Annotated in this window: 20 protein-coding genes and 1 tRNA gene; 9 read left to right on the top strand and 12 right to left on the bottom strand. The window is 69.7% G+C overall.

Annotation, left to right across the window (positions count from 1 at the left end):
• Positions 1-21 precede the first annotated feature (21 nt).
• Entirely contained in the window at positions 22-555 is a 534-nt protein-coding gene (gene tsaE, locus KBZ08_RS04825; protein WP_254971797.1) for a tRNA (adenosine(37)-N6)-threonylcarbamoyltransferase complex ATPase subunit type 1 TsaE, read from the top strand.
• Here the strand turns inward: tsaE and mutT are convergent.
• The 4 genes from mutT to mgtE all read right to left on the bottom strand — a co-directional run bounded on the left by mutT (position 518) and on the right by mgtE (position 5,073).
• Positions 518-1,684, bottom strand: a complete 1,167-nt coding sequence (gene mutT / locus KBZ08_RS04830) for an 8-oxo-dGTP diphosphatase MutT (RefSeq protein WP_396122369.1) — start codon at positions 1,682-1,684, stop codon at positions 518-520. The genes tsaE and mutT overlap by 38 nt on opposite strands.
• Complete coding sequence (locus tag KBZ08_RS04835; protein WP_106222938.1) at positions 1,671-2,432, bottom strand: putative 2OG-Fe(II) oxygenase; 762 nt, start codon at positions 2,430-2,432, stop codon at positions 1,671-1,673. Before KBZ08_RS04835 ends, mutT begins: the two co-directional genes overlap by 14 nt.
• Before the next feature lie 64 nt (positions 2,433-2,496).
• Positions 2,497-3,450, bottom strand: coding sequence for an RpoD/SigA family RNA polymerase sigma factor (locus tag KBZ08_RS04840; RefSeq protein WP_254972343.1), 954 nt, complete (start codon positions 3,448-3,450; stop codon positions 2,497-2,499).
• A 246-nt stretch (positions 3,451-3,696) separates the two neighbouring features.
• Positions 3,697-5,073, bottom strand: coding sequence for a magnesium transporter (mgtE, locus tag KBZ08_RS04845; protein ID WP_106222010.1), 1,377 nt, complete (start codon positions 5,071-5,073; stop codon positions 3,697-3,699).
• A gap of 79 nt (positions 5,074-5,152) precedes the next feature.
• On the opposite strand from mgtE, the gene KBZ08_RS04850 reads away from it, so the two are divergent.
• Positions 5,153-5,632, top strand: a complete 480-nt coding sequence (locus KBZ08_RS04850; protein ID WP_254971799.1) for a glutathione peroxidase — start codon at positions 5,153-5,155, stop codon at positions 5,630-5,632.
• Position 5,633: 1 nt separating this feature from the next.
• On the opposite strand, the gene KBZ08_RS04855 is transcribed toward KBZ08_RS04850, so the two are convergent.
• Together KBZ08_RS04855 and gyrB are read right to left on the bottom strand one after the other, a co-directional pair.
• Complete coding sequence (locus KBZ08_RS04855) at positions 5,634-5,969, bottom strand: hypothetical protein (RefSeq protein ID WP_219904330.1); 336 nt, start codon at positions 5,967-5,969, stop codon at positions 5,634-5,636.
• Positions 5,969-7,927 carry a DNA topoisomerase (ATP-hydrolyzing) subunit B gene (gene gyrB, locus KBZ08_RS04860; RefSeq protein ID WP_254971801.1) on the bottom strand — a complete coding sequence of 653 codons (1,959 nt, stop codon included), beginning with the start codon at positions 7,925-7,927 and terminating at the stop codon, positions 5,969-5,971. Before gyrB ends, KBZ08_RS04855 begins: the two co-directional genes overlap by 1 nt.
• Positions 7,928-8,133: 206 nt before the next feature.
• Between gyrB and miaA the strand changes: the two genes are divergently transcribed.
• A complete protein-coding gene (gene miaA, locus KBZ08_RS04865) occupies positions 8,134-9,069 on the top strand; it encodes a tRNA (adenosine(37)-N6)-dimethylallyltransferase MiaA (protein WP_396122386.1) in 936 nt (311 codons plus the stop codon).
• A 20-nt stretch (positions 9,070-9,089) separates the two neighbouring features.
• The gene (infC, locus tag KBZ08_RS04870) at positions 9,090-9,671 is read left to right on the top strand and encodes a translation initiation factor IF-3 (RefSeq protein ID WP_015109796.1); all 582 of its coding nucleotides are present in this window, start codon (positions 9,090-9,092) and stop codon (positions 9,669-9,671) included.
• 59 nt (positions 9,672-9,730) lie between these two features.
• Here infC and KBZ08_RS04875 read toward each other — a convergent pair whose 3' ends face one another.
• Positions 9,731-10,540 (bottom strand): dienelactone hydrolase family protein, encoded by an 810-nt coding sequence (locus KBZ08_RS04875; RefSeq protein ID WP_254971803.1) that lies wholly within the window; start codon positions 10,538-10,540, stop codon positions 9,731-9,733.
• A 104-nt stretch (positions 10,541-10,644) separates the two neighbouring features.
• Between KBZ08_RS04875 and KBZ08_RS04880 the strand changes: the two genes are divergently transcribed.
• Together KBZ08_RS04880 and cysE are read left to right on the top strand one after the other, a co-directional pair.
• Positions 10,645-11,634 (top strand): GntR family transcriptional regulator, encoded by a 990-nt coding sequence (locus KBZ08_RS04880; protein WP_015109798.1) that lies wholly within the window; start codon positions 10,645-10,647, stop codon positions 11,632-11,634.
• Between the two features lie 12 nt (positions 11,635-11,646).
• Positions 11,647-12,411 (top strand): serine O-acetyltransferase, encoded by a 765-nt coding sequence (gene cysE, locus KBZ08_RS04885; protein ID WP_254971805.1) that lies wholly within the window; start codon positions 11,647-11,649, stop codon positions 12,409-12,411.
• On the opposite strand, the gene secA is transcribed toward cysE, so the two are convergent.
• Positions 12,401-15,235, bottom strand: a complete 2,835-nt coding sequence (gene secA, locus KBZ08_RS04890; RefSeq protein WP_254971806.1) for a preprotein translocase subunit SecA — start codon at positions 15,233-15,235, stop codon at positions 12,401-12,403. The genes cysE and secA overlap by 11 nt on opposite strands.
• Before the next feature lie 165 nt (positions 15,236-15,400).
• Here secA and KBZ08_RS04895 point away from each other — a divergent pair, with 165 nt between their 5' ends.
• Positions 15,401-15,877: a GNAT family N-acetyltransferase gene (locus KBZ08_RS04895; RefSeq protein WP_254971808.1), complete on the top strand. Its 477-nt coding sequence runs from the start codon at positions 15,401-15,403 to the stop codon at positions 15,875-15,877.
• Here KBZ08_RS04895 and KBZ08_RS04900 read toward each other — a convergent pair.
• Positions 15,869-15,940, bottom strand: a tRNA-Gly gene (locus KBZ08_RS04900). The two genes, KBZ08_RS04895 and KBZ08_RS04900, sit on opposite strands and share 9 nt — an antisense overlap.
• Before the next feature lie 142 nt (positions 15,941-16,082).
• Here KBZ08_RS04900 and KBZ08_RS04905 point away from each other — a divergent pair.
• The gene (locus KBZ08_RS04905) at positions 16,083-17,471 is read left to right on the top strand and encodes an exopolysaccharide biosynthesis polyprenyl glycosylphosphotransferase (RefSeq protein ID WP_254971810.1); all 1,389 of its coding nucleotides are present in this window, start codon (positions 16,083-16,085) and stop codon (positions 17,469-17,471) included.
• Positions 17,472-17,529: 58 nt separating this feature from the next.
• Complete coding sequence (galE, locus tag KBZ08_RS04910; protein WP_254971812.1) at positions 17,530-18,636, top strand: UDP-glucose 4-epimerase GalE; 1,107 nt, start codon at positions 17,530-17,532, stop codon at positions 18,634-18,636.
• Here the strand turns inward: galE and KBZ08_RS04915 are convergent.
• The 3 genes from KBZ08_RS04915 to KBZ08_RS04925 are packed head-to-tail and all read right to left on the bottom strand — an operon-like array spanning position 18,618 to position 21,630.
• Entirely contained in the window at positions 18,618-19,436 is an 819-nt protein-coding gene (locus tag KBZ08_RS04915; RefSeq protein ID WP_254971815.1) for a glycosyltransferase, read from the bottom strand. The two genes, galE and KBZ08_RS04915, sit on opposite strands and share 19 nt — an antisense overlap.
• Positions 19,433-20,335 carry a hypothetical protein gene (locus KBZ08_RS04920; protein WP_254971817.1) on the bottom strand — a complete coding sequence of 301 codons (903 nt, stop codon included), beginning with the start codon at positions 20,333-20,335 and terminating at the stop codon, positions 19,433-19,435. The genes KBZ08_RS04915 and KBZ08_RS04920 overlap by 4 nt, the downstream gene beginning before the upstream one ends.
• Positions 20,335-21,630: a glycosyltransferase family 4 protein gene (locus KBZ08_RS04925; protein ID WP_254971819.1), complete on the bottom strand. Its 1,296-nt coding sequence runs from the start codon at positions 21,628-21,630 to the stop codon at positions 20,335-20,337. The genes KBZ08_RS04920 and KBZ08_RS04925 overlap by 1 nt, the downstream gene beginning before the upstream one ends.
• Between the last annotated feature and the right edge of the window lie 12 nt (positions 21,631-21,642).

The raw sequence follows: 21,642 nt of genomic DNA on the forward strand, positions 1-21,642 counted from the left end.
GCTGGAGGGCAATCTACATCGATGGAATCCACGGACGCGATCGAGGTGTGCCATCTGGCGGACCCCGCCGCCACTGACGCACTGGGGCGGCGGCTGGCGTCGCAGCTGCTCGCGGCTGGTGCCGCTGACGGCGCCCTGCTGCTGCTGCGGGGGGAGCTCGGGGCCGGCAAGACGTCCCTGGTGCAGGGGCTGGCCGCCGCCCTGGGCATCAGCGAGCCGGTCACCAGCCCCACCTTCGCCCTGGCCCAGCACTACGACACCGATGTCGGCTCCGACGCGGGCACCACGGCCCTGGTGCATCTGGATCTTTATCGGCTGGAGCCGGGCGCCGCGGCCGATGAACTGTTCGCCCAGGAGGAGGAGGACGCCCGCGGCCTTGGCGCCGTGCTGGCGGTGGAGTGGCCCGAGCGGCTCAGCTTCCGGCCGGAAGGAGCCTGGGAGGTGGCGCTGAGCCACCGGGAGGATGGCGAAGGCCGCGTGGCACGGATCACACCGCCAGGCTTCAGGCCGCCAGGCTTCACCCCGCCGCCAGCCGCGCCTCCAGCGCCGCGATGATGCGGGCGTTGGCGGCCGGGAACGGATAGGACGAGAGCTCCTGGGGCGCCACCCAGCGCACCTGCTGGGAGGCCAGCGGCTGCGGCTCCCCCGAGCGCCAGCGGCAGAGATGCACCACGAAGCGCAGCCGCTTGTGGCTGTAGGAGTGCTCGAGGGTGATCAGCTCCTCCCCCACCGTCACCTCGATGGCCAGCTCCTCGCGCAGCTCGCGTTGGATGGTCGCCTCGATCGCCTCGCCCGGCTCCTGCTTGCCCCCCGGGAACTCCCACAGCCCCCCGAGCAGGCCCTCCGGGAGCCGCTGGTCGATCAGCACCCTGCCGGCAGCGTCCGACACCACCCCCACCCCGATCACCTGGAACGGCACGGGCGGGGGGGTGTCCTTCACGGGGAAGCGGCCGGGGTCGCCGGCAGCGTAGGCAGCGCACTGCGCCTGCCACGGGCAGGTGCCGCAGGCGGGCTGGCGGGGGGTGCAGACGCCGGCGCCCAGGTCCATCAGGGCCTGGTTGAAAGCGCGGGGCCGCTGGGGGTCGAGCAGGGTTTCGCTGAGCCGCCAGAACCCGGCCAGCTCCCGCTTCGGCGGAACCGGGTGGGCCACCAGCCGGGCCAGCACCCGCTGGACGTTGCCGTCGAGGATCGCGAAGGGCCGATCGAAGGCGGAGGAGAGGATGCTGCCGGCGGTGCTGCGGCCGATGCCCGGCAGGGCCATCCAGCCCTCGAGCGTGCGCGGCCAGGGGTCGCCGCTGCCCGCGGTGGAGGGGTCGGCCGCGGCGATGAGCTGCCGGGCCCCCGCGTGCAGCCGGCGGGCCCGGGCGTAGTAGCCCAGGCCCTGCCAGAGCATCAGCACGTCGTGCTCGCTGGCGGCCGCGAGGGCGCCGAGGTCGGGAAACGCCGCCATCCAGCGGTGCCAGTAGGGCAGCACCACCGCCAGCTGGGTCTGCTGCAGCATCACCTCGGCCACCCAGATCCCGTAGGCGGCCAGGGGCTCCCCCGGCCCCGGCCGGGAGCCGTCGGGGTGAAGCTTCCAGGGGATCTGGTGGCGTCCGTCCCGCTCCCACCAGGCCAACAGTTCACCCCGCAGGGGCTTGATCGGGCCCGGATCCGCCGGGGGCCGCGGCCTAGAGGAACCCACCCGGTCGGGGTCGGCTGCTGGAGAGGGACACATTGCCCTGGACGCCGCCCTGCCCTCCCCCCTGGGCGGAGGCAGGCGGCGGCGCGGGGCGCTGGGGCGGCTGGGGCACGGCCACCACGTTGAAGGCGATCGACCAGCGTTCCCCCTCCCCCCGGAAGGGGGGCACCGAGTGGGGCTGCCAGGCCGGGAACACATAGAAATCGCCGGGCACCGGCAGCACGTAGTGGGCCATGCCGGTGCGGAAGCTCTGGATGTGCCATTCCTCCGGGCCGTGGAAACAGAGCTGGCCGTCGAAGCTGTCGGCCCGGATCTGGGGCGGCACCTGCAGGAACAGCACGCCGGAGAAGCTGCCGCCGTGGGTATGGGTGGGGTTGTAGTCGCCGGCGCGCTGGGCGTTGAGCCAGAGGTCGATCATCTGCAGGCCGTAGCGACCCGGCGTCCAGGGGCCCCGCCCCTGGGGCGGCTGCTGGTCGATCACGTGGCGGATCCAGCGCTCGCAGGCTGGCAGGATCACCGAGCGACAGAGTTCGGCGGCGGCGGGGTGGTCGGGGCCGAGCTCCCGCTGCTGGGTGAGCTGGCCGGCCAGTTTCACCGAGGCGTCGGGACTGCGCTCGGGCGCGGCCAGCACCGCCCTAGCCATGGCCTGCAGGTCGGCCAGCTGGGTCGGACCCAGATGGCCCTGGAGCAGGTAGCGGGGGAAGAGACTGATCACCTCCATCGTCGGGTCCTCCGAGGCTGCTGGGGGCATGCCGGCCATGGGAGGGGGAGGTGCGGGCGGTTCCAAGCCTCGCAAACGGTGCGCCTGGAGGGCCTCAGATGGCCACGTAAGCCTCGACGGCGTCGCTGAGGCGGCGCAGACCCGCCAGCCCGTCGCGCTCCAGATTCCGAACCCGGTCGCGGCTGATGCCCAGGATGCGACCAATGCCGGTGAGGCTCATCGGCTCCTCGCCGTCGATGCCGTAGCGCATCTTCAGCACCCGCCCCTGCAGTTCCGGCAGCTGCTCCAGCAGCGCCCGCAGGTCCCCCTTGAGGCATTCGCCGTCCACCAGATCGGCGGGCAGCAGGTCGTCGCCGGCCAGCAGATCCAGCAGTTCGGTGTCCTCGCCGTCGCCCACCTTCGTCTCCAGGCTCACCGGCTGGCGGGCGCGGCAGAGCAGATCCTTCACCTCCTCCTCGGGCAGTTCCACCGCCACCGCCAGTTCGCTCAGGGTGGGGGTGCGGCCGAGCTCCTGGCTGAGTTCCCGCTGGCCCTTCTTGAGCTTGTTGAGGGTTTCGGTGATGTGGATCGGCAGGCGGATGGTGCGGCTCTTCTCGGCGATCGCCCGGGTGATGCCCTGGCGGATCCACCAGTAGGCGTAGGTGGAGAACTTGTAGCCGCGGGTGGGATCGAACTTCTCGACGCCCCGCACCAGGCCGATGGTGCCCTCCTGGATCAGGTCCAGGAGCTCCATGTTCCGCTTGGTGTACTTCTTGGCCACACTCACCACCAGGCGCAGGTTGGCGGCCACCATGCGCTCCTTGGCGCGGCGGCCGGCGTGCAGGCGCTTGCGCAGCACCTCCGGGCGCAGGCCCGCCGCCGCCGCCAGTTCCTGCTGGCTGGGATCGGAGCCGCCGGCGCGCATCTTCAGCTCCTCGCGCAGCTCCTCAAGGGTCATCAGCTCCTGGACCTGGCGGCCCAGGGTGATCTCCTGCTCATGGCTGAGCAGCGGCACGCGGCCGATGTCCCGCAGGTAGGAACGGACCAGATCGCCGTCCACTGGCGGCATGGAGCGGCCGGGCGAGGCGCGGACCACGGCCTGGACCGTGTCGGACACCTGGAGCGTCTCGGCCATCTGGACCGTATCGGACGTCGAGGGCTGGGCGAAGGCGAGGGCGACGACCATGGATCCGATCCATAACTGTCTGTAAAGCGTAACATCACGAAGTGTGAACTCCTCTCAGAAACGGGAGTGGTCCAAAAGCCCGTTCCGATGGGGCCCATGGGGCGTCGCGGCCCCCAGCGCAGGCCCGGATCAGCCGCCGCCGAGCCGGGGCAGCAGCAGCTGGGCGGTCCTGAGGTAGATGAACACGCCCGCCACGTCGGTGGCCGTGGTGATGAAGGGGGCCGACATCAGGGCCGGATCCAGGCCGAGGCGGTCGAACAGCAGGGGCAGGGCCGCACCGGCGGTGGCGGCCAGGGTGGTGATGGCCACCAGGCTGATGCCCGCCGAGGCGGCCACCAGCGCACTGCCCCCCATGGTCCAGGCCCAGGGCACCACCACCACCGCCAGCAGCCCACCCAGCAGCGCCCCGGCCACCAGTTCCCGGCCGATCGTGCGCCATGGTCCCAGGGACTGCAGTCGCTGGGTGCTCAGACCCCGGATGACCACGGTGGAGCTCTGGGCGCCCACGTTGCCGCCGGTGCCGATCAGCAGCGGAATGAAGGCCGCCAGCAGCACCACCTGTTTCAGCACATGCTGCTCAGAGGCGATCACCGCCGATGTGCCGGTGTTGGCCACCAGCAGCACTAGCAGCCACACCACCCGGCGTCGCGCCACGGTGAACAGGTTGCTGCGGAAATAGTCGTCCTCGTCACCCGCCTGCACGGCGCCGGCGGCGTAGAGGTCGCGGGTGGCTTCTTGCTGGATGACGTCGATGACGTCGTCGACGGTGACGATGCCCACCAGGCGCTGCTCCCGGTCCACCACCGGCACGGCCAGGAAGTCGTAGCGCTGGATCACCCGGGCCACCTCCTCCTGGTCGGTGTCGGTGCTGACGCTCATCACCTCCCGGGTCATCACGTCCCCGAGTCGGTCCTCCGGATCGGCCGTCACCAGATCCCGCAGCGACAGCATGCCGCTGAGATGCCGGGAGGCATCGGTCACGTAGAGGCTGTAGATGGTCTCGGTGTCCCGGGCCCGACGACGCACGATGTCAAGGGCCTGCTGGGCGCTGTGGAATTCCTTGAGGTCGATGAACTCGGTGGTCATCAGGCGACCGGCGGTCTCGGCCTCGTAGCCGAGCATCTGGGCGGTGACCCGCCGCTCCGCCGGGCTCAGCTCCGCCAGCAGCCGCCGGACCACCTTGGCCGGCAGTTCGTCGAAGAGCCGCACCCGGTCGTCCGGGGACATCTCCTCCACCAGTTCCAGCACCTCGCCGGAGCGCAGCCGTTCCAGCAGGCTCTGCTGCACCGAGCCATCGAGGTACTCGTAGACCTCGATGGCCTCGTTCTTGGGCAGCAGCCGGAAGGCGAGGGCCTGGAGCGTGCGCGGCAGGGTGCCGATCGCCTCGGCGGAATCCACCGGCTGCACGGGTTGCAGCAGCAGCTTGGCGCCGTCGTAGTTCCCTGCCTGCAGCAGCCCCTCCAGCTGGCGGGCCACCACCTCGGCGACGGCGGAGGCCTCAGCCATCGCTCCTCGGATGCCGGTGGGTACGAGTGTATGGGCTGGGCCGCTAGGGTCCGCGGCGTTCTCCCCTTCCCAGGAACCCATGGCCGTGAACGTGAGCGACGTGGTGGTGCGTACCGCCGCCGGCCAGGAGCGCCGGCTCGGTGAGTGGGCCGGCCAGGTGCTGCTGATCGTCAACGTGGCCAGCCGCTGCGGCTTCACCCGTCAGTACGCCGGCCTGCAGGCCCTCCAGGACCGCTTCGGCCCCCGGGGCTTCGCCGTGCTCGGCTTCCCCTGCAATGACTTCGGCGCCCAGGAGCCGGGCACCCTGGAGGAGATCCAGCAGTTCTGCTCCACCACCTTCGGCGTCGGCTTCGAGCTGTTCGACAAGGTGCACGCCACCGGGACCAAGACGGCCCCCTACGACACCCTCACCCAGGCGGAGCCGGCGGGCGACGTGGCCTGGAACTTCGAGAAGTTCCTGATCGGCAAGGACGGCACCGTGGTGGCCCGCTTCAAGAGCGCCGTGGAACCGGACGGGGCCGAGCTGACCGCCGCGATCGAGAAGGCCCTGGCAGCCTGAATCAGCCGGGCAGCCAGCCCCGGCTGGCCCGGCCGTCGGCGGTGGAGGCCTCCACCCGCAGCCAGCGGCGCCCGCCGGGCTCCAGCCATTCCCGCAGCACCCGCAGCGGGGCGCCGGTTTCGAGGCGGACCAGCACCGGTGCCTGGCAGCGGGGGGCGCAGTGGAGGCCGAGGCTGCCGCTGCTGATCAGGGGCTCGGCCTGGCGCTCGCGCCGCCTCACCTCCGGCAGGCGTCGCTCGCCGCCGCCGGCGGGCAGGGTGGCGGGGGCCATCAGGGCGAATCCCAGAAGGGCGGCCCAGCGCCAGGCCGGCAGCGGCATCACAGGACGCGGGCGCATCAGATGTCGAGCTGGGCGAAATCCAGCTCGGCGCTGTGGGTCTCGATGAATTCCCTGCGGGGGGCGACCTTGTCGCCCATCAGGATCGTGAAGATGCGGTCGGCCTCGAGGGCATCCTCGATCTCGACCCGCTTCATCATGCGGGTCTCGGGGTCCATGGTGGTTTCCCAGAGCTGCTTGGGCATCATTTCGCCAAGGCCCTTGAAGCGCTGGATGTTGTAGTTGGCCTTCTCACCGAACCCTTCGAGCACCTTCTTGAGCTCGTTTTCGTTGTAGCAGTAGTTGTGGTTCTTGCCGCGCTCCACCTTGTAGAGGGGCGGGCAGGCGATATAGATGTAGCCACCCTCCACCAGCGCCTTCTGGTAGCGGTAGAAGAAGGTGAGCAGCAGGGTGCGGATGTGGGCGCCGTCGACGTCCGCGTCCGTCATGATGACAATGCGGTGATAGCGGAGATTCTTCTCCTCGAAGTCCTCCCCCTTGATGCCCAGTCCCAAGGCGGTGATCAGGGCCTGGATCTCGGTGTTCTTGTAGATCTTGGCGTCGTCGGTCTTCTCGATGTTGAGGATCTTGCCGCGCAGGGGCAGGATGGCCTGAAAGCGGCGGTCACGGCCCTGCTTGGCGGAGCCGCCGGCCGAGTCCCCCTCCACGATGTAGATCTCCGATTCGCTGGGGTCGCGGGAGCTGCAGTCGGCCAGCTTGCCGGGCAGGGTGGAGCTCTCCAGCACCGACTTGCGCCGGACCAGTTCCCGGGCCCGGCGGGCGGCCTCGGCGGCGTTGAAGGCCTGGATGGCCTTCTCAAGGATCAGGTCGATCACCTGGGGATTGAATTCCAGGTATTCGCCGAGCGCCTCGCCCACGGTGGTGTCGACGATGCCGCGCACCTCGGTGTTGCCCAGCTTGGTCTTGGTCTGGCCCTCGAACTCCGGATCCGGCACCTTCACCGACAGCACGGCGGTGAGGCCTTCGCGGATGTTCTCCCCGGCCAGGTTGGCGTCGGCGTCCTTGCGCTTGCCCCGCTTCTTGGCGAAGGTGTTGAGGGTGCGGGTGAGCACCGTCTTGAGGCCCTCGATGTGGGTGCCGCCGTCGACGGTGCGGATGTTGTTGGCGAAGCCCAGGATGCTGTCGGAATAGGCATCGACGCACCACTGCAGCGCCGCCTCCACCTGGACGCCGTCCTTGGTGGCGTTGACGTAGATGATCTCGGGATGGAGCGGATCCTTCTCCGCATTCATGTAGGCGACGTACTCCTTGATGCCGCCTTCGTAGTGGTAGATCTCCTCGTGGGCTTCCCCATCGGCGCCGGCGGCGGCGGAGCGTTCGTCGCGGAAGACGATGCGGACCCCGCCATTGAGGTAGGCGAGCTCCCGCAGCCGGGCCGAGAGGGTGTGGTAGTCGAACTCGATCCCGCCGCTGAAGATCTCGATGTCGGGCCGGAAGCGCACCGACGTGCCGGTGTGGGCATCGGGGGCGTCCTCGGAGGCGAGGGTGCCGATCGGCAGGCCGCGCTCGAACCGCTGGCGGTGGACCTGGCCCTGGCGGTGGACGGTCACCTCCACCCACTCACTGAGGGCGTTGACCACCGAGATGCCGACGCCGTGCAGGCCGCCGGAGACCTTGTAACCGCCGCTGCCGAACTTGCCGCCGGCGTGGAGCACGGTCAGCACCGTCTCCAGGGCGCTGCGGCCGGTGCGGGGATGAATGTCGGTGGGGATGCCGCGGCCGTTGTCGGTGACGCTGGCGGAGCCATCCCCATGCAGGGTCACCAGGATCTCGTCGCAGTGGCCCGCCAGGGCCTCGTCGACCGAGTTGTCGACGACCTCATAGACGAGATGGTGGAGACCCCGGGGCCCGGTGGTGCCGATGTACATGCCGGGCCGTTTGCGCACCGGCTCCAGGCCTTCCAGCACCTGAATCTGTTCGGCGCCGTAGGCCGCTTCGACTTTGATGGCGTCGCTCATTCAGAAAAGGGGCTCCCCAGGGGGCTGACAAGGGCGGCGAATCCCAGGGGCGGTGGGGCGGCAATGGGGCGAAGCGGCTCCCAAAGGACGCTGCGCAAAGGTCAATCTACCACCGCCGTCCCGGAGGGCCCCAGAGGCGCCTCTGAGCACCGATTCGGGCCGGGGGTGCAACCGCCCTCCGAGCCCGCCTCCGGCAGGATGGCCCGATCCCCCCGCCCAGGCCACCCGTGGCGCCCCTGGTGATCGCCCTGCTGGGCCCGACGGCCAGCGGCAAGACCGCCCTGGCGATCGAGCTGGCCGAAGCTCTCGACCTGGCCGTGCTTTCGGTGGATTCCCGCCAGATGTACCGCCACATGGACGTGGGCACGGCCAAGCCCAGCGCCGAGCAGCGGGCCCGGGTGCGGCACGAGCTGCTGGATCTGAGCGACCCCGACCGGCCCCTCACCCTGCAGGAGTTCACGGCCCTGGCCAGCGCCGCCATCGAAGCGGAGCATCGCCGCCGCGGCGTGGCCCTGCTGGTGGGGGGCAGCGGGCTCTACCTCAAGGCCCTGCTGGCCGGCCTGCGGCCGCCGGCGGTGCCGCCCCAGCCTGCCCTGAGGGCCCAGTTCGCCGCCCTGGGCCAGCCGGTCTGTCACCGGATGCTGCGGCAGGCGGATCCGGCGGCGGCCGGTCGCATCGCCGCGGCGGATGCGGTGCGCACCAGCCGGGCCCTGGAGGTGCTCTATGCCACCGGCAGGCCCCTGTCGGCCCAGCAGGGCCAGTCCCCTCCCCCCTGGCGGGTGCTGGAGCTGGGCCTGGATCCGGCCGATCTGCCCCAGCGCATCCACCGCCGCACCGCCGCCCTTTACGCCGGCGGGCTGGTGGAGGAGACGGCGCAGCTGGTCGAGCGCTTCGGGGCCGACTGCCCCCTGCTGGAGACGATCGGCTACGGCGAAGCCGCCCGGCTGCTGCGGGGGGAAATGGAGCCGGCGGCCGCCATCGCCCTGACGGAGCGGCGCACCCGCCAGTACGCCAAGCGGCAGCGCACCTGGTTCCGGCGCCAGCACCATCCCCTCTGGCTGACGGATGGCGTCGCGGGCCCGGCCTCGGAGGCGGATGTGCTTCAGCGTGCTCTGGGGGCGACCGCGGGCGGTTTAAGGTGAAGGACTAACCGCCCCTGTGAATGCCTCCCCGTCCCCGTTTTGATCGCCGTGCTCCCGTGCGGGAGCTGCCCAACATCAACGACCGCATCAGCTACCCCAACCTTCGTGTGGTGGATGCGGACGGCAGTCAACTGGGAGTCATCACCCGAGAGGCGGCCCTCGATGTCGCCCGCGACCGGGAGCTGGATCTGGTCCTGGTGAGCGAGAAGGCCGATCCGCCGGTCTGCCGGATCATGGATTACGGCAAATACAAGTTCGAGCAGGAGAAGAAGGCCAAGGAGGCCAAGAAGAAGTCGCACCAGACCGAAGTCAAGGAAGTGAAGATGCGCTACAAGATCGATTCGCACGACTACCAGGTGCGCATCGGTCAGGCGGTGCGCTTCCTCAAGTCCGGCGACAAGGTGAAGTGCACGGTGATCTTCCGGGGCCGGGAGATCCAGCACACGGCCCTGGCCGAGCAGCTGCTGTACCGCATGGCCAAGGACCTCGAGGAGAACGCCGAGATCCAGCAGCCCCCCAAGCGGGAAGGCCGCAACATGATCATGTTCCTGAGCCCGCGCAAGCAGGCGGCCGGCAAGACGGCGGCCGCCGCGGCCGGCTGACGCGCTGCAGCTGAGCCGCCCTCGGGCCGAGATCCCCCGGGCTCCTGGCCAGGTCCGATTCAGCCTCCCGCCTGGTGCCTTTCCGGTCCCAGCTGCTGCGCGAAGGTGTCCAGCAGCAGCGACCATCCCGCCGCCGCCGAAGCCGGGTGGTGGTCGGAGCGGGCCGCGCACATGAAGCCGTGCCCCCCCTCCAGCACCTCCAGCCGGTGCGGCCGCCGGGCCGGCGCGGCCGCGGCACGGGCGGCATTGGCCGCGGCCAGGGCCGTTTCGATCGCCGCCACGTCCGCGGCCGGGATCAGGGGATCCTCCCGGCCGCAGATGCACAGCAGGGTGCCGCCGATCGTCGGCACCAGCTCCAGGCTGGGGGGCCCGCCGCCGGGACGGCCCGAGGCCACGCCGGCCCCGTAGAAATCCACCGTGGCGGCCACCGCCGGCAGGCTGGCCGCGAGCAGGGCGACGTGGCCGCCGAAGCAGAAGCCCACGCACCCCAGGCCCGCGCCCGCGGCCTCGGGGGGCAGCTGGCTCCGCAGCCAGTCGGCGGCCAGGCCCACGTCGGCGAGCAGCGCTTCGGTGCGGGTGCGCTCCTTGTGGCTGCGCCCGAGGGCCAGCGCATCGGGGTCGTAGCCCAGCTCCAGATCGGGGGCGGTGCGGGCGAACAGGGGCACCGCCAGCGCCGCATACCCCACCGCCGCCAGCCGCTCCGCCACGCCCCGGATCCAGCCATTGAGGCCGAACACCTCCGGCAGCACCAGCACACCGGCCCGGGGCGGCCCGTCGGCGGGGCGGGCCCACCAGCAGCGCAGCGGCACCTGCTCCGGCCGCCGGGGGTCAAGGGTCTGCCAGGAGGCGACGCAGGCGGAAGGGGACAAACCGGCACAGGGCAACCGGCACATGGTCGTATGCCAACGAGGGAATTGTCACGGGGCCCAAAGCTCCTTAGGGTGGCGGCCAAGGACACCTTGGCCACACCGGCGTGCGTTTTCACATTCAGCAGGAGAGCGACATCCCGGCGTCGACCCAGCTGTACAACCAGATCTGCTTCGCCATCGCAGCCCGGCACTACCCGCCGGGCCACCGGCTGCCGAGCACGCGCCAGCTGGCCATGCAGACCGGCCTGCACCGCAACACCATCAGCAAGGTCTACCGCCAGCTCGAGACCGACGGCGTGGTGGAGGCCATGGCCGGCTCGGGGATCTATGTGCGCGACCAGCAGAACCCCCGCGAGATCAAGCCGCCGCCGGGGCTGCGCAGCAAGGCCCTGCCGGACATCGACCGGGAGGTGCGCCAAAGCGTCGACGGCCTGCTCAACGCCGGCTGCACCCTGCAGCAGGCCCGGGAGCTGCTCACCCGCGAGATCGACTGGCGGCTGCGCTGCGGCGCCCGGGTGCTGGTCAGCACCTCAAGGGAGGACATCGGCGCCTCGATCCTGATCGCCGAGGAGCTCAAGCCCAGCCTGGAGGTGCCCGTCGAGGTGGTGCCGATCGAGGAGCTCGAATCGGTGCTGGAGACCTCCAGCAAGGGCACGGTGGTCACCAGCCGCTACTTCCTTCAGGAGGTGGAGCAGATCGCCAAGGTGCACGGCGTGCGGGCGGTGCCGGTGGATCTCAACGACTTCGGCCACGAGCTGGGCATGCTCAAGGAGCTGCGGCCCGGCAGCTGCGTGGGCCTGGTGAGCATCAGCCCCGGCATCCTGCGGGCCGCCGAGGTGATCCTGCACAGCATGCGGGGCAACGAGCTGCTGGTGATGACGGCCAATCCCGACACCAGCAGCCGCCTGCTGGCCCTGCTGCGGGCCTCCAGCCACGTGATCTGCGACAAGCCCAGCCTGCCCCTGGTGGAGCAGACCCTGCGCCAGAACCGCGCCCAGCTGATGCGCCTGCCCATGGTGCACTGTGCGCAGAGCTACCTTGGCAGCGCCACCATTGACCAACTGCGCAAGGAGATCGGCCTCCTGGCGGCCTGACGGCGGGAATCCATGCTCGATGCACTCCGGGCCGACCTGGCCATCATCCGGCAGAGGGATCCGGCCGCCCGGGGCACCCTGGAGATCCTGCTCTGCTACCCGGGCTTCCACGCCCTGGAGCTGCACCGTGTCAGCCACCGCCTCTGGCAGATGGGCCTGCCCCTGATCCCCCGGCTGCTGAGCCAGCTGGGCCGCCTGCTCACCGGCGTGGAGATCCACCCGGGGGCCCGGATCGGCCGCGGGGTGTTCATCGACCACGGCATGGGGGTGGTCATCGGCGAGACCAGCGTGATCGGTGACAACTGCCTCCTCTACCAGGGGGTGACCCTCGGGGGCACGGGCAAGGAGCACGGCAAGCGCCACCCCACCCTGATGGACAACGTGGTGGTGGGGGCGGGGGCCAAGGTGCTCGGGGCCATCACCGTGGGCACCAACACCCGCATCGGCGCCGGCTCGGTGCTGCTGCGCAACGTCGGGGCCGACAGCACCGTGGTGGGCATCCCCGGCCGGGTGATCCACCAGGCCGGGGCCCGGATCGATCCCCTGGCCCACTCCGCCCTGCCGGATGCGGAGGCGTCCGTGATCCGCAACCTGATGGAGCGGATCGACAGCCTCGAGAACGACGTCAACCGGCTTCAGGCCTGCCTGCAGGAGGTGGCCGCCGGCCGGCCCCTGAAGGAGCCCTGCAGCGGCACGGCCCAGAACCTGCGCGACCGGGAGATCCTGGAGTTCCTCGGCGAAACCGCGAACGGCGAGGAGACGCCCCTCAGGCCGTGACCGCCTGGGGCACCTGGGGCTGGAACATGAACATCGAGTAGATCACGTTGCGCCGCATCTGGGTCATCATCTCCAGGAACATGTCGTAGCCCTCGTTCTTGTATTCGATCAGGGGATCCTTCTGGCCGTAGCCCCGCAGCCCCACCGATTCCCGCAGGGCCTCCATGGCCTGCAGGTGCTCGCGCCAGAGGGTGTCGATCTGCTGCAGGATAAAGAAGCGTTCCGCCTCCCGCATCAGGCCCGGCCGCATCTGCTCGATCTGCCCCTCCTTGATGTCGTAGGCATTGCGCATCTGCTCCTGCAGGAAGGCCTTGAGCTCCTCCATCGACAGACCGCTCACCTGATCCGGGGAGAGATCCGCCAGCAGGTAGATGAACTCCTTGACCTTCTCCACCAGGCGGGTGAGATCCCATTCCTCGGGCGGCAGATCCGGGTTGACGTAAGCCTCGACGATGTCGTCGATGGTGCGCTCGCCGTAGCCGATCACCTGCTGCTTGAGCTCCCGTCCCTCCAGCACCCGGCGCCGCTCGGTGTATACCGCCTTGCGCTGGTTGTTCATCACCTCGTCGTACTCGAACACCTGCTTGCGCATGTCGTAGTAGTACGTCTCCACCTTCTTCTGGGCCCCCTCCAGGGAGCGCGTCAGCATGCCCGATTCGATCGGCATGTCCTCCTCCACCCGGAAGGCGTTCATCAGGCCCGCCACCCGGTCGCCGCCGAAGATGCGCAGCAGGTTGTCCTCCAGGGACAGGAAGAAGCGGGTGCTGCCGGGGTCGCCCTGGCGGCCGGCCCGGCCCCGCAGCTGGTTGTCGACCCGGCGCGACTCGTGGCGTTCGGTGCCGATCACGTGCAGGCCGCCGGCGGCGCGGACCTGGGCCTCCTCCTGCTTCACCACCACGTCGTACTCGGCGCGCACCTGGGCGATCAGTTCCCGCAGCCGCTGGATCTGGGGGTCGTCGGTGGGGGCCTTCTCGGCGGCCTGGGCGATGCGGTCCTCGAGTTCGAGCACCGTGAGGGTGCGGTCTCCCCAGGCCGCCACCAGATCACGGGAGAAGCCGGCGAGGGCCTTCTCCGTTTCTTCGGAGAGACTGCAGGGATAGAGGTTGCCGATGGCGCGGGCCTCACTGGCCGGCCGGGAGCTGGGGGCCACGGCGCCGCCGAAGCCGGCCGGCGCCTCGGTGGAGCGCTGCAGGGGCACCGGCGGGCGATGGCCTTCCTCGGGGCGCACCAGCCGGGGCAGCAGCACTTCCCGCAGCTTGAGGCGGGCCATGTAGTCGCTGTTGCCACCCAGGATGATGTCGGTGCCCCGGCCGGCCATGTTGGTGGCGATGGTGACGGCACCGGCCCGGCCCGCCTGGGCCACGATCTCGGCCTCCCGCTCCACGTTTTCCGGCTTGGCGTTGAGGAGGTTGTGGGGGATCGCCTGCTCCTGCAGCAGGGTGGAAAGCAGCTCGGACTTCTCGACGCTGGTGGTGCCCACCAGCACCGGCCGGCCGCTCCTGTGCACCTGGGCGGTCTCGGCGGCCACGGCCTGCCATTTGGCCGTCTCGGTCTTGTAGACCTGATCGGGCCAGTCGGAGCGGGAGCGGACCCGGTTGGTGGGCACCACCGCCACTTCCAGCTTGTAGGTCTTCTCGAACTCCACTTCCTCGGTCTTGGCGGTGCCGGTCATGCCGGCGAGGCGGGGGTAGAGCAGGAAGAAGTTCTGGTAGGTGATGCTGGCCAGGGTCTGGGTCTCGGGCTGGATCGGCAGGGACTCCTTGGCCTCGATCGCCTGGTGCAGGCCATCGCTCCAGCGACGCCCCGGCATCACCCGGCCGGTGAACTCGTCGACGATCACCGCATCGGAGCCCCGCACGATGTAGTTGACGTCCTTGACGAACAGCTCCTTGGCCTTGAGGGCGTTGTTGATGAAGTGGGCCCAGGGGTCCTGGGGGTTGAAGAGGTCCTGGACGCCGAGCAGCTGCTCGGCCTTCTGGTAGCCCTCATCGGTGAGGGTGACGTTGCGCTGCTTCTCGTCGACCTCGTAGTCGCCCTCGGGATCGATGCCGTCCTTGCCCATTTCGGCGGCCCGCAACAGCTCGGCGGCGATCCGGGCCGCCTGCATGTACTTCTCCTGGGGCCGCTCGATCTGGCCGGAGATGATCAGGGGGGTGCGGGCCTCGTCCACGAGGATCGAATCCACCTCGTCGATGATGCAGTAGTGGAAGTCGCGCTGCACCACCTCGGCGATGTCACTCGCCATGTTGTCGCGCAGGTAGTCGAAGCCCAGCTCCGAGTTGGTGGCGTAGGTGATGTCGCAGGCGTAGTTGCGGCGCCGCTCCGGCGGGCTCATGTCCTGCTGGATCAGGCCGACGCTCAGCCCAAGGAAGCGATGGATCTGGCCCATCCACTCGGCGTCACGCCGGGCCAGGTAGTCGTTCACCGTGACCACGTGCACCCCGGCCCCCGTGAGGGCGTTGAGGTAGGCCGGCAGGGTGGCCACCAGGGTCTTGCCCTCGCCGGTCTTCATCTCGGCGATCTGGCCGTTGTGCAGCACCATGCCGCCGATCAGCTGGACGTCGAAGTGGCGCATGCCCAGCACCCGCTTGCCCGCCTCCCGCACCACCGCGAAGGCCTGGGGCAGCAGCTCATCGAGCAGGGCCTTGCGCCGGGCCGCCGTCTCGGGCTTCTCCAGTTTCTGGCGGAACTCGGCCGTCAGGCCCCGCAGCTCCTCGTCGCTGAGGGGCTCGATCTCCTCCTCCAGCAGATTGATGTCGGACACCAACGGCTGGTAACGCTTCAGCTTGCGGGCATTGGGATCACCCAGCAGCAGCTTGAGCATGGAAAGGGCCTGTCCGTAGTTGCTTACCCTACCATCGCAAAATGGTGACCGGCGGCGAAGAAGTGAGCTGCAGCAAGGGTTTTCAGCGCCCCTGCCGTCGGGGATCCGCACCCCGGCGCCGGCCGCAGAGCAGGATTCGCAGCTGATGCGTCCCACCCCGGTCCGTTGAGCAGCGCCCCCCCCAGGCCCGAGACCCCCTCCGTCGCCCCGATCCGGCTGGTCCGCCACGGCCGGCTGCGCCTGCGCCTGCGCTGGCAGCTGGCGGCCCTCGGCGCCCTGCTCGATGGCCACAGCTTCTGGGCCACCGGCCGCCGGCCCGCCCAGCTGGGGCGGATGCTCAGCGGCAGCCAGGTGGTGGTGAGCGCCTGGCAGGCGGGCACCCTGGTGGGCTTCGGGAGGGCCACCAGCGACGGGGTGTTCCGCGCCGTTCTCTGGGACGTGGTGGTGGCCGAGGACCAGCAGGGGCGGGGGGTCGGCCGGCGGATCGTCGAGGCGCTGCTGGCCAGCCCGCAGGTGACGGCGGCCGAGCGCGTCTACCTCATGACCACCACGGGGGAGGGCTTCTACGAGAGGCTGGGCTTCAGCCGGGTGGACAGCCAGCGGCTGATGCTGAAGACGATCGTGAAAAAGACAAGCGGATGAAGAGATTCGAACTCTCGACCCTCTCCTTGGCAAGGAGATGCTCTACCACTGAGCTACATCCGCAGGATCGGCCACTGCCGGGTTCCGCGCCGGGCGTTGCCGGCTGATCGAGCATGCCCCATGGGGTGCCCCTCGGTCAAATGGGGCGGCCGGGACCGGGTCCGGCAGCGCCCATAAAGTCGAGCGGAGGCGGAGGCGGCAAGGCATGTGGTGGCGGACTCCCTGGCTGAGACAGCGGCGGCTGCTGCTGGGGCTGGCCCTGTTCGACACCCTGCTGCTGCTGGGGACCTACAACACCCTGTTCCTGCAGCGGTTCGACCGCTGGGCGGGCATCACCGGCTCGATCGTGGGCCTGGCCCTGCTCTGGGTGGGAACCTCCTACCTGCTGGGGCGCTACTCCAAGCCCGACCAGGGGCAGCGGGATTCCCAGCGGCGACGGCTGGGCGCCACCGCCGTGGTCGCCCTGCTGGTGCTGGCGGTCGTCGTGGTGGGTCTCAACTGGGGCCTGAAGGTGGAGGATCCACGGACCTTCCGCAATTTCGTCCTTCCCCTGCTGGCGGCGGTCACGCTGGCGTCAGGGACGGCGCAGCTGCTGGTCACCCGGCTGCTGAGCCGGCGCCAGGCCTGGCTGCTGGTGGGGGAGGCGGCCGAACTGACGGTGGTGCAGCGGGAACTGGAACGGGACGGCGGCCAGAACCTGCTGGATCTCCATTACTGCGACTGCCGTGCCCTGGAGCCGTCCTTCGAGACCATCCTGCTGGCGGTTGACGGCATCGCCGTGAGCGAGGCGGCCGAACTGAACGATGCCCTGCTGCAGCGGCTGCTGGCGCGACGGGAACGGGGCGCCAGCGTCTGCAGTCTGGTCATCTGGGCCGAGCACCACCTCCAGCGGGTCCCGCCGGAGCTGTTCTCGAGCCGCTGGCTGCTGCAGGCCGACGGCTTCGAGCTGCAGCCCAACCGCTGGGGATGGCGGCTCAAGCGCATGGGGGATCTGATCGTCGCCAGCCTGCTGCTGATTCTCACCGCCCCGGTGCTGCTCGTCTCCGCCCTGGCGATCCGTCTCGAGGGCGGGGGGGGAATCCTCTACCGCCAGGTCCGGACCGGTCTCTACGGAGAGGCCATCGAGGTCTGGAAACTGAGGACCATGTGCGAGGAGGCGGAGGCACGGGGGGCCCGCTGGGCCAGCCGCAACGACCCCCGCATCACGCGGGTGGGGGCCCTGCTGAGGCGGCTGCGCATCGATGAACTTCCCCAGCTAATTGCCGTGCTCAAAGGGGAAATGAGCCTGATCGGCCCGAGGCCGGAACGGCCCGAGATCGAAGCCACCCTGGAGCAGCAGATCCAGCATTATCGGGTCCGCCACTGGGTGCGGCCCGGCCTCAGCGGATGGGCACAGGTTTGCTATCCCTACGGAGCCAGCATTGAGGACAGCCGGATGAAACTCAGCTACGACCTCTATTACCTGCGCAATGCCAGCCTGATGCTTGACACACTGATCCTGATCAAGACGATTCGCCTGCTGGCCAGAGCCCGGGGTGCCCAGCCGGTTGTGCATCACCGGGCCACCATGGCGAGGCTGAAGACCCTGCACTGAATCTCCGGTAGTGGGTGACCCATAGCCGCCTAGGATTCTTTCTCACGGGCCATGGTCTTTGGCGACTGTACTGATCACGGGAGGGGCTGGCTTCATCGGCAGTCACACCTGTCTGGTGCTGATCGGTGCCGGCCATGACCTGGTTGTCATCGACAACCTCCACAACAGCAGCCTCGAAGCACTCCACCGGGTGGCCGAACTGTGCCAACTCAGCCCCTGCCGGCACGCTGTTCACCAGGATTGGGTTCATCAGGCCTGGGAAAGCGCCGCGGGTGATCGCCGGCTGGTCTTCGTCCACGGCGACATCCGCAGCCCGGCGGCCCTCGATGGGGCGTTCGGCTGCAGCGGCAGTGGCGGGGGCGTGACCGCCGTCCTGCATTTCGCCGGCCTCAAGGCGGTGGGAGCCTCGATCCAGGAGCCGCTGAGCTACTGGCATGTGAACGTCGAGGGCACCCGCTGCCTGCTGGAGGCGATGGGACGCCACGGTTGCCGGACGATCGTGTTCAGCAGCACCGCAGCGCTCTACGGCTGCCCGGAGACTCTGCCGATCGGTGAGAACGCCGGCATTCAGCCAGCGAATCCCTACGGGCAGACCAAGGCGGCGGTGGAGCAACTGCTGGCCGACACGGCCGCCAGCGAACCGGGGTGGCGCGTGGCCAGGCTGCGCTATTTCAACCCCGTGGGAGCGCACCCCAGCGGACGCATCGGCGAAGACCCCAACGGGGTGCCCTCCAACCTGTTCCCGCTGATCACCCAGGTGGCCATGGGTCTGCGGTCCCACGTGCAGATCTTCGGCTGCGACTGGCCCACGCCCGACGGGACCGGCATCCGTGACTTCATCCACGTGATGGATCTGGCCGAGGGCCACAGGCAGGCCTTGGACGTGCTCCTGGCCTCAGGCGATCAGATCCTCACCCTCAATCTGGGCAGCGGCCAGGGACACTCCGTGCTGGAAATGATCGAGGCCTTCCAGCGGATCAACGGCTGTCCGGTGGCCTACGAGTTCGCACCGCGCCGGCCCGGCGATGTGGCCGAGAGTGTGGCCGACGCGACGGCGGCACGGCACCTGCTGGGCTGGTCCACCACCCGCAATCTCGAAGACATCTGCCGCGATGGCTGGGCCTGGCGACAGCAGAACCGGCACGGTTACCGCAGCTGCCGATAGAGCCACTTCTGCAGGGCCGCCGGCAGGAGGCGAAGGCCGAAGGCCGCCGCGGCCCACGCCAGGTTTGGCGCTGAGAACAACGCCAGCTCCCGCATCGCCCTGAGCCGCACATGCAGGTCGGCCCAGGCCTGTTGCCAGCCGCCACGGCGCCGAAAGAATCCGGAATCACGCTGGAAGTTCAGCAGCGGTTCGGGCAGGTTGGCGAACACGAAACCCGCCCCCGCCGCCGAGATCCAGAGGTGGTAGTCCTCCGTGCGTTTCACATCCTCCCTGTAGCGGAGCCCGGAGTCGAACACGCGGCGGCGCAGCATCACCGTGGGGTGGTTCAGGGGATTGCTGCGCGGCAGGGCGGCCACGATGGCGCGATGGCCGAGGGGCATGCACTTGAGCTGCAGATAGGCACCGTGCTCATCGACCTCATGGCAGGCCGTGCCGAGGATGTCGACCTCCGGGTGCTCCGCGAGGAAGCGGCGCTGGCGCTCCATCCTTCCGGGAAGGGATTCGTCGTCGGCATCCATCCGGGCGATCAGGCCGATGGCGGGATCACGCAGCACCTCCTCCAGCAGCTGGTTGAGGCCGTGGGCCAGCCCCCGGCCCTCGGCCGCCTCCCGGAGCACCAGCCGGGCCGGGGCGGCGGCGGCACGGAAACGCCCGGGATCGTCGAGGGTCCCGCCGTCCACCCGCAGAACCAGCAGATCGCCGGGGGCCAGGCTGGCGGCCGTGCTGCGGATGGCCCGCAGGGCCAGGGCGGTCGGGGTGTCCCCCCTCATGCAGAGCAGGGTCGCGATGGCCCCACTCACGGCGCCGAAGCGGACTGCAGCGGAAGCTCGATCTCCTCGTGGGCGGCCCGGGGGACGAAATCCTTCAGGGCCGCCACATCCACCCGCTGCCCGGCCAGGAAGCGCTCCAGCAGGGCCTCGCTGGAATAGTCATCGGAGGCGCCGGCCCGGTTGTCGAGGATCGTCTGCACCTTGTTGATCGGCGCGCAGAAGGCCACCGACCGGTCGAAGCAGAGCAGGTCGGGCTTGCCCAGGGCGAAGAGGGAGCTGGAGGAGGAGAGCACCTGCTCGAGGCGGTTGGGGTTGGCGTAGGGAAGGGTGCGCAGCAGCCCGATCAGATCGGCGAGGCGGTAGACGGAACTGGACACCTCGATCGGGTAGCCGAAGTCGCCGGTCTGGCCCACCCAGCGAAACCGCAGCCCCGACGCCACCGGCTGGAACTCCGGCAGGGGCTGGGCGCAGTTCATCGAGTAGCAGCGCGTGGTGTTGCGACCGACGCGCAGGGAGAAGCCGATGGCGGAGGGCTGCTGCTCGAGGGCTTCCGCGATCGACCGCAACGAAAAGGGCCGCACGAAGATGTTGTCGTCGACAAGAAACAGCAGCTGGTCACAGCGCGGACGCCAGGAGCGCAGCCGCAGCCGATCCAGGAGCCGGCGCCAGCGGGACGAAGGCGGGGGCTCCCGCAGACAGGCGAGCAGGTCCCGCCGGAAGGAGCGCTCCTCCACCCAGTCGATCAGCAGCCGGCCCCGGAACTCCTCCCGCAGCTGGGCGTACCCCCGGGAGAACGCCGCGGAACTGGCCCGGTAGAGCACCGTGATCGGGGTCTGCGCCGCCTCCCGGCAGTGCAGGGCGAAGGAGGCCAGGGTCCCCTGAAGCTGCAGCGGCCGGTCCTTGGAGAAGATGAGGGTGAGGACGCGCATCAGAGCTGGGGGGGGGCCGGGAACTGGTCGTGGATCGCCTCACCATCGAGCAGCGAGCGGTAGAGCCGTTCGTACTGGTCGGCGATGCGCTCCCAGGTGAAGTGGGCCTGCCAGGCCCGAAAGGCGGAGTCGGCCATCCGGCGGCGGCCGGCGGCGTCAGCCACCAGGGCCTCCAACCGCTGGCTACCGGCGGCCACATCGGCCCGCACGCTGCCTTCCCGGTCGGCGCAGCGCTCGCCGGGCAGCAGCTCCCCTCCCCCGGTCCAGGCGATGATCTCGGCCGCGTTGCCCACCGGCGTGACCAGGAACGGCGTGTGGGAGGCGGCGGCTTCGAACAGCACCAGGGGAGAGCACTCGATCCAGGAGGGGAACAGCAGCAGGTCGGCCTCGAGGAAGGCGCTCACCGTGTCCTCCCGGGAAAGGGCATGGCCGAGCACCTGGCGGCCGGCCGCCGCATTGCGACGCCGGTTGAGGCGCTTCATCACCTGCAGCTGGGTGGGGAAGGCCAGGGCCCGCAACCCCTTGCCCCGCAGCAGGTGGTAGAGGCCCCGGGCCAGCTGCCGCGGCGTCAGGGAGCGGGCCAGGGACTGGGAGAAATCCGGGCTGACCAGCAGCAGGGTGGCCTGCCGCAGCTGGGAACCGGAGAAGATCTCGAGGGCTTCAGCCTGCCCCTTGGCCACCGACAGGTAGCCGGAGACATGCAGGATCAGCAGGTCGTTCTCGGGAATCCCGAGCCGGGCCCGCAGGCCTGGATCGCGGGGGCGAACGAACTCTTCAGCCGCCGCCCCATTGGGAATGATGGCGATTCGGTCGACGCCCTCGCGGCGGGCGAAGTCGATGTCGCGGTAGGAGTCGGAAAGGAAGACGCAGGTGTCGTAGCTGCGCATCCATTCGCCCATGGCGGCGAAATAGGAGGCGAAGGTGGGATCCCCCAGGGCGGAGAAACCCGTGGGAACGAACACCTTGCGGGCCTTCAGCTGGGGCAGCAGCGGCAGCATCAGATCGGTGGCCCACTGCTGCGCCGCAAAGTTGACGATCACATCGGCATCGGAGGCGAGCAGATAGCGCTGGTAGCCGGAGACATCCCCCCAGACCCCCACCGCACTCTTGCCCTGCACATCGAAACCCCTGACCTTCACCCCCTCGATGCTGTCGCCGGTGCGCGCCGGGTCGGAGCGGGTGGCCACGGTGACGTCGTGGCCCCGGGCCACCAGCCGCTCGGAGATCTGCCGCACCACCTCCGACATGCCATGGCGGGCCGGCAGGTAGGACTCGACCGTATGGAGAATCTTCATGGGCCGGCGGGG

The sequence above is a fragment of the Cyanobium sp. Candia 9D4 genome, from assembly GCF_024346155.1.
GTDB classification, from domain to species: Bacteria; Cyanobacteriota; Cyanobacteriia; order PCC-6307; family Cyanobiaceae; genus Cyanobium; species Cyanobium minutissimum.

What these genes read in the sequence shown, in the direction of transcription:
- KBZ08_RS04920 (WP_254971817.1), bottom strand. Translation starts at nt 20,335, where the DNA reads ATGCGCGTCCTCACCCTCATCTTCTCCAAGGACCGGCCGCTGCAGCTT.
- KBZ08_RS04905 (WP_254971810.1), top strand. Translation starts at nt 16,083, where the DNA reads ATGTGGTGGCGGACTCCCTGGCTGAGACAGCGGCGGCTGCTGCTGGGG.
- KBZ08_RS04840 (WP_254972343.1), bottom strand. Translation starts at nt 3,450, where the DNA reads ATGCCGCCAGTGGACGGCGATCTGGTCCGTTCCTACCTGCGGGACATC.
- infC (WP_015109796.1), top strand. Translation starts at nt 9,090, where the DNA reads ATGCCTCCCCGTCCCCGTTTTGATCGCCGTGCTCCCGTGCGGGAGCTG.
- mgtE (WP_106222010.1), bottom strand. Translation starts at nt 5,073, where the DNA reads ATGGCTGAGGCCTCCGCCGTCGCCGAGGTGGTGGCCCGCCAGCTGGAG.
- tsaE (WP_254971797.1), top strand. Translation starts at nt 22, where the DNA reads ATGGAATCCACGGACGCGATCGAGGTGTGCCATCTGGCGGACCCCGCC.
- KBZ08_RS04855 (WP_219904330.1), bottom strand. Translation starts at nt 5,969, where the DNA reads ATGCGCCCGCGTCCTGTGATGCCGCTGCCGGCCTGGCGCTGGGCCGCC.
- gyrB (WP_254971801.1), bottom strand. Translation starts at nt 7,927, where the DNA reads ATGAGCGACGCCATCAAAGTCGAAGCGGCCTACGGCGCCGAACAGATT.
- KBZ08_RS04850 (WP_254971799.1), top strand. Translation starts at nt 5,153, where the DNA reads ATGGCCGTGAACGTGAGCGACGTGGTGGTGCGTACCGCCGCCGGCCAG.
- KBZ08_RS04835 (WP_106222938.1), bottom strand. Translation starts at nt 2,432, where the DNA reads ATGCCCCCAGCAGCCTCGGAGGACCCGACGATGGAGGTGATCAGTCTC.
- secA (WP_254971806.1), bottom strand. Translation starts at nt 15,235, where the DNA reads ATGCTCAAGCTGCTGCTGGGTGATCCCAATGCCCGCAAGCTGAAGCGT.
- KBZ08_RS04925 (WP_254971819.1), bottom strand. Translation starts at nt 21,630, where the DNA reads ATGAAGATTCTCCATACGGTCGAGTCCTACCTGCCGGCCCGCCATGGC.
- cysE (WP_254971805.1), top strand. Translation starts at nt 11,647, where the DNA reads ATGCTCGATGCACTCCGGGCCGACCTGGCCATCATCCGGCAGAGGGAT.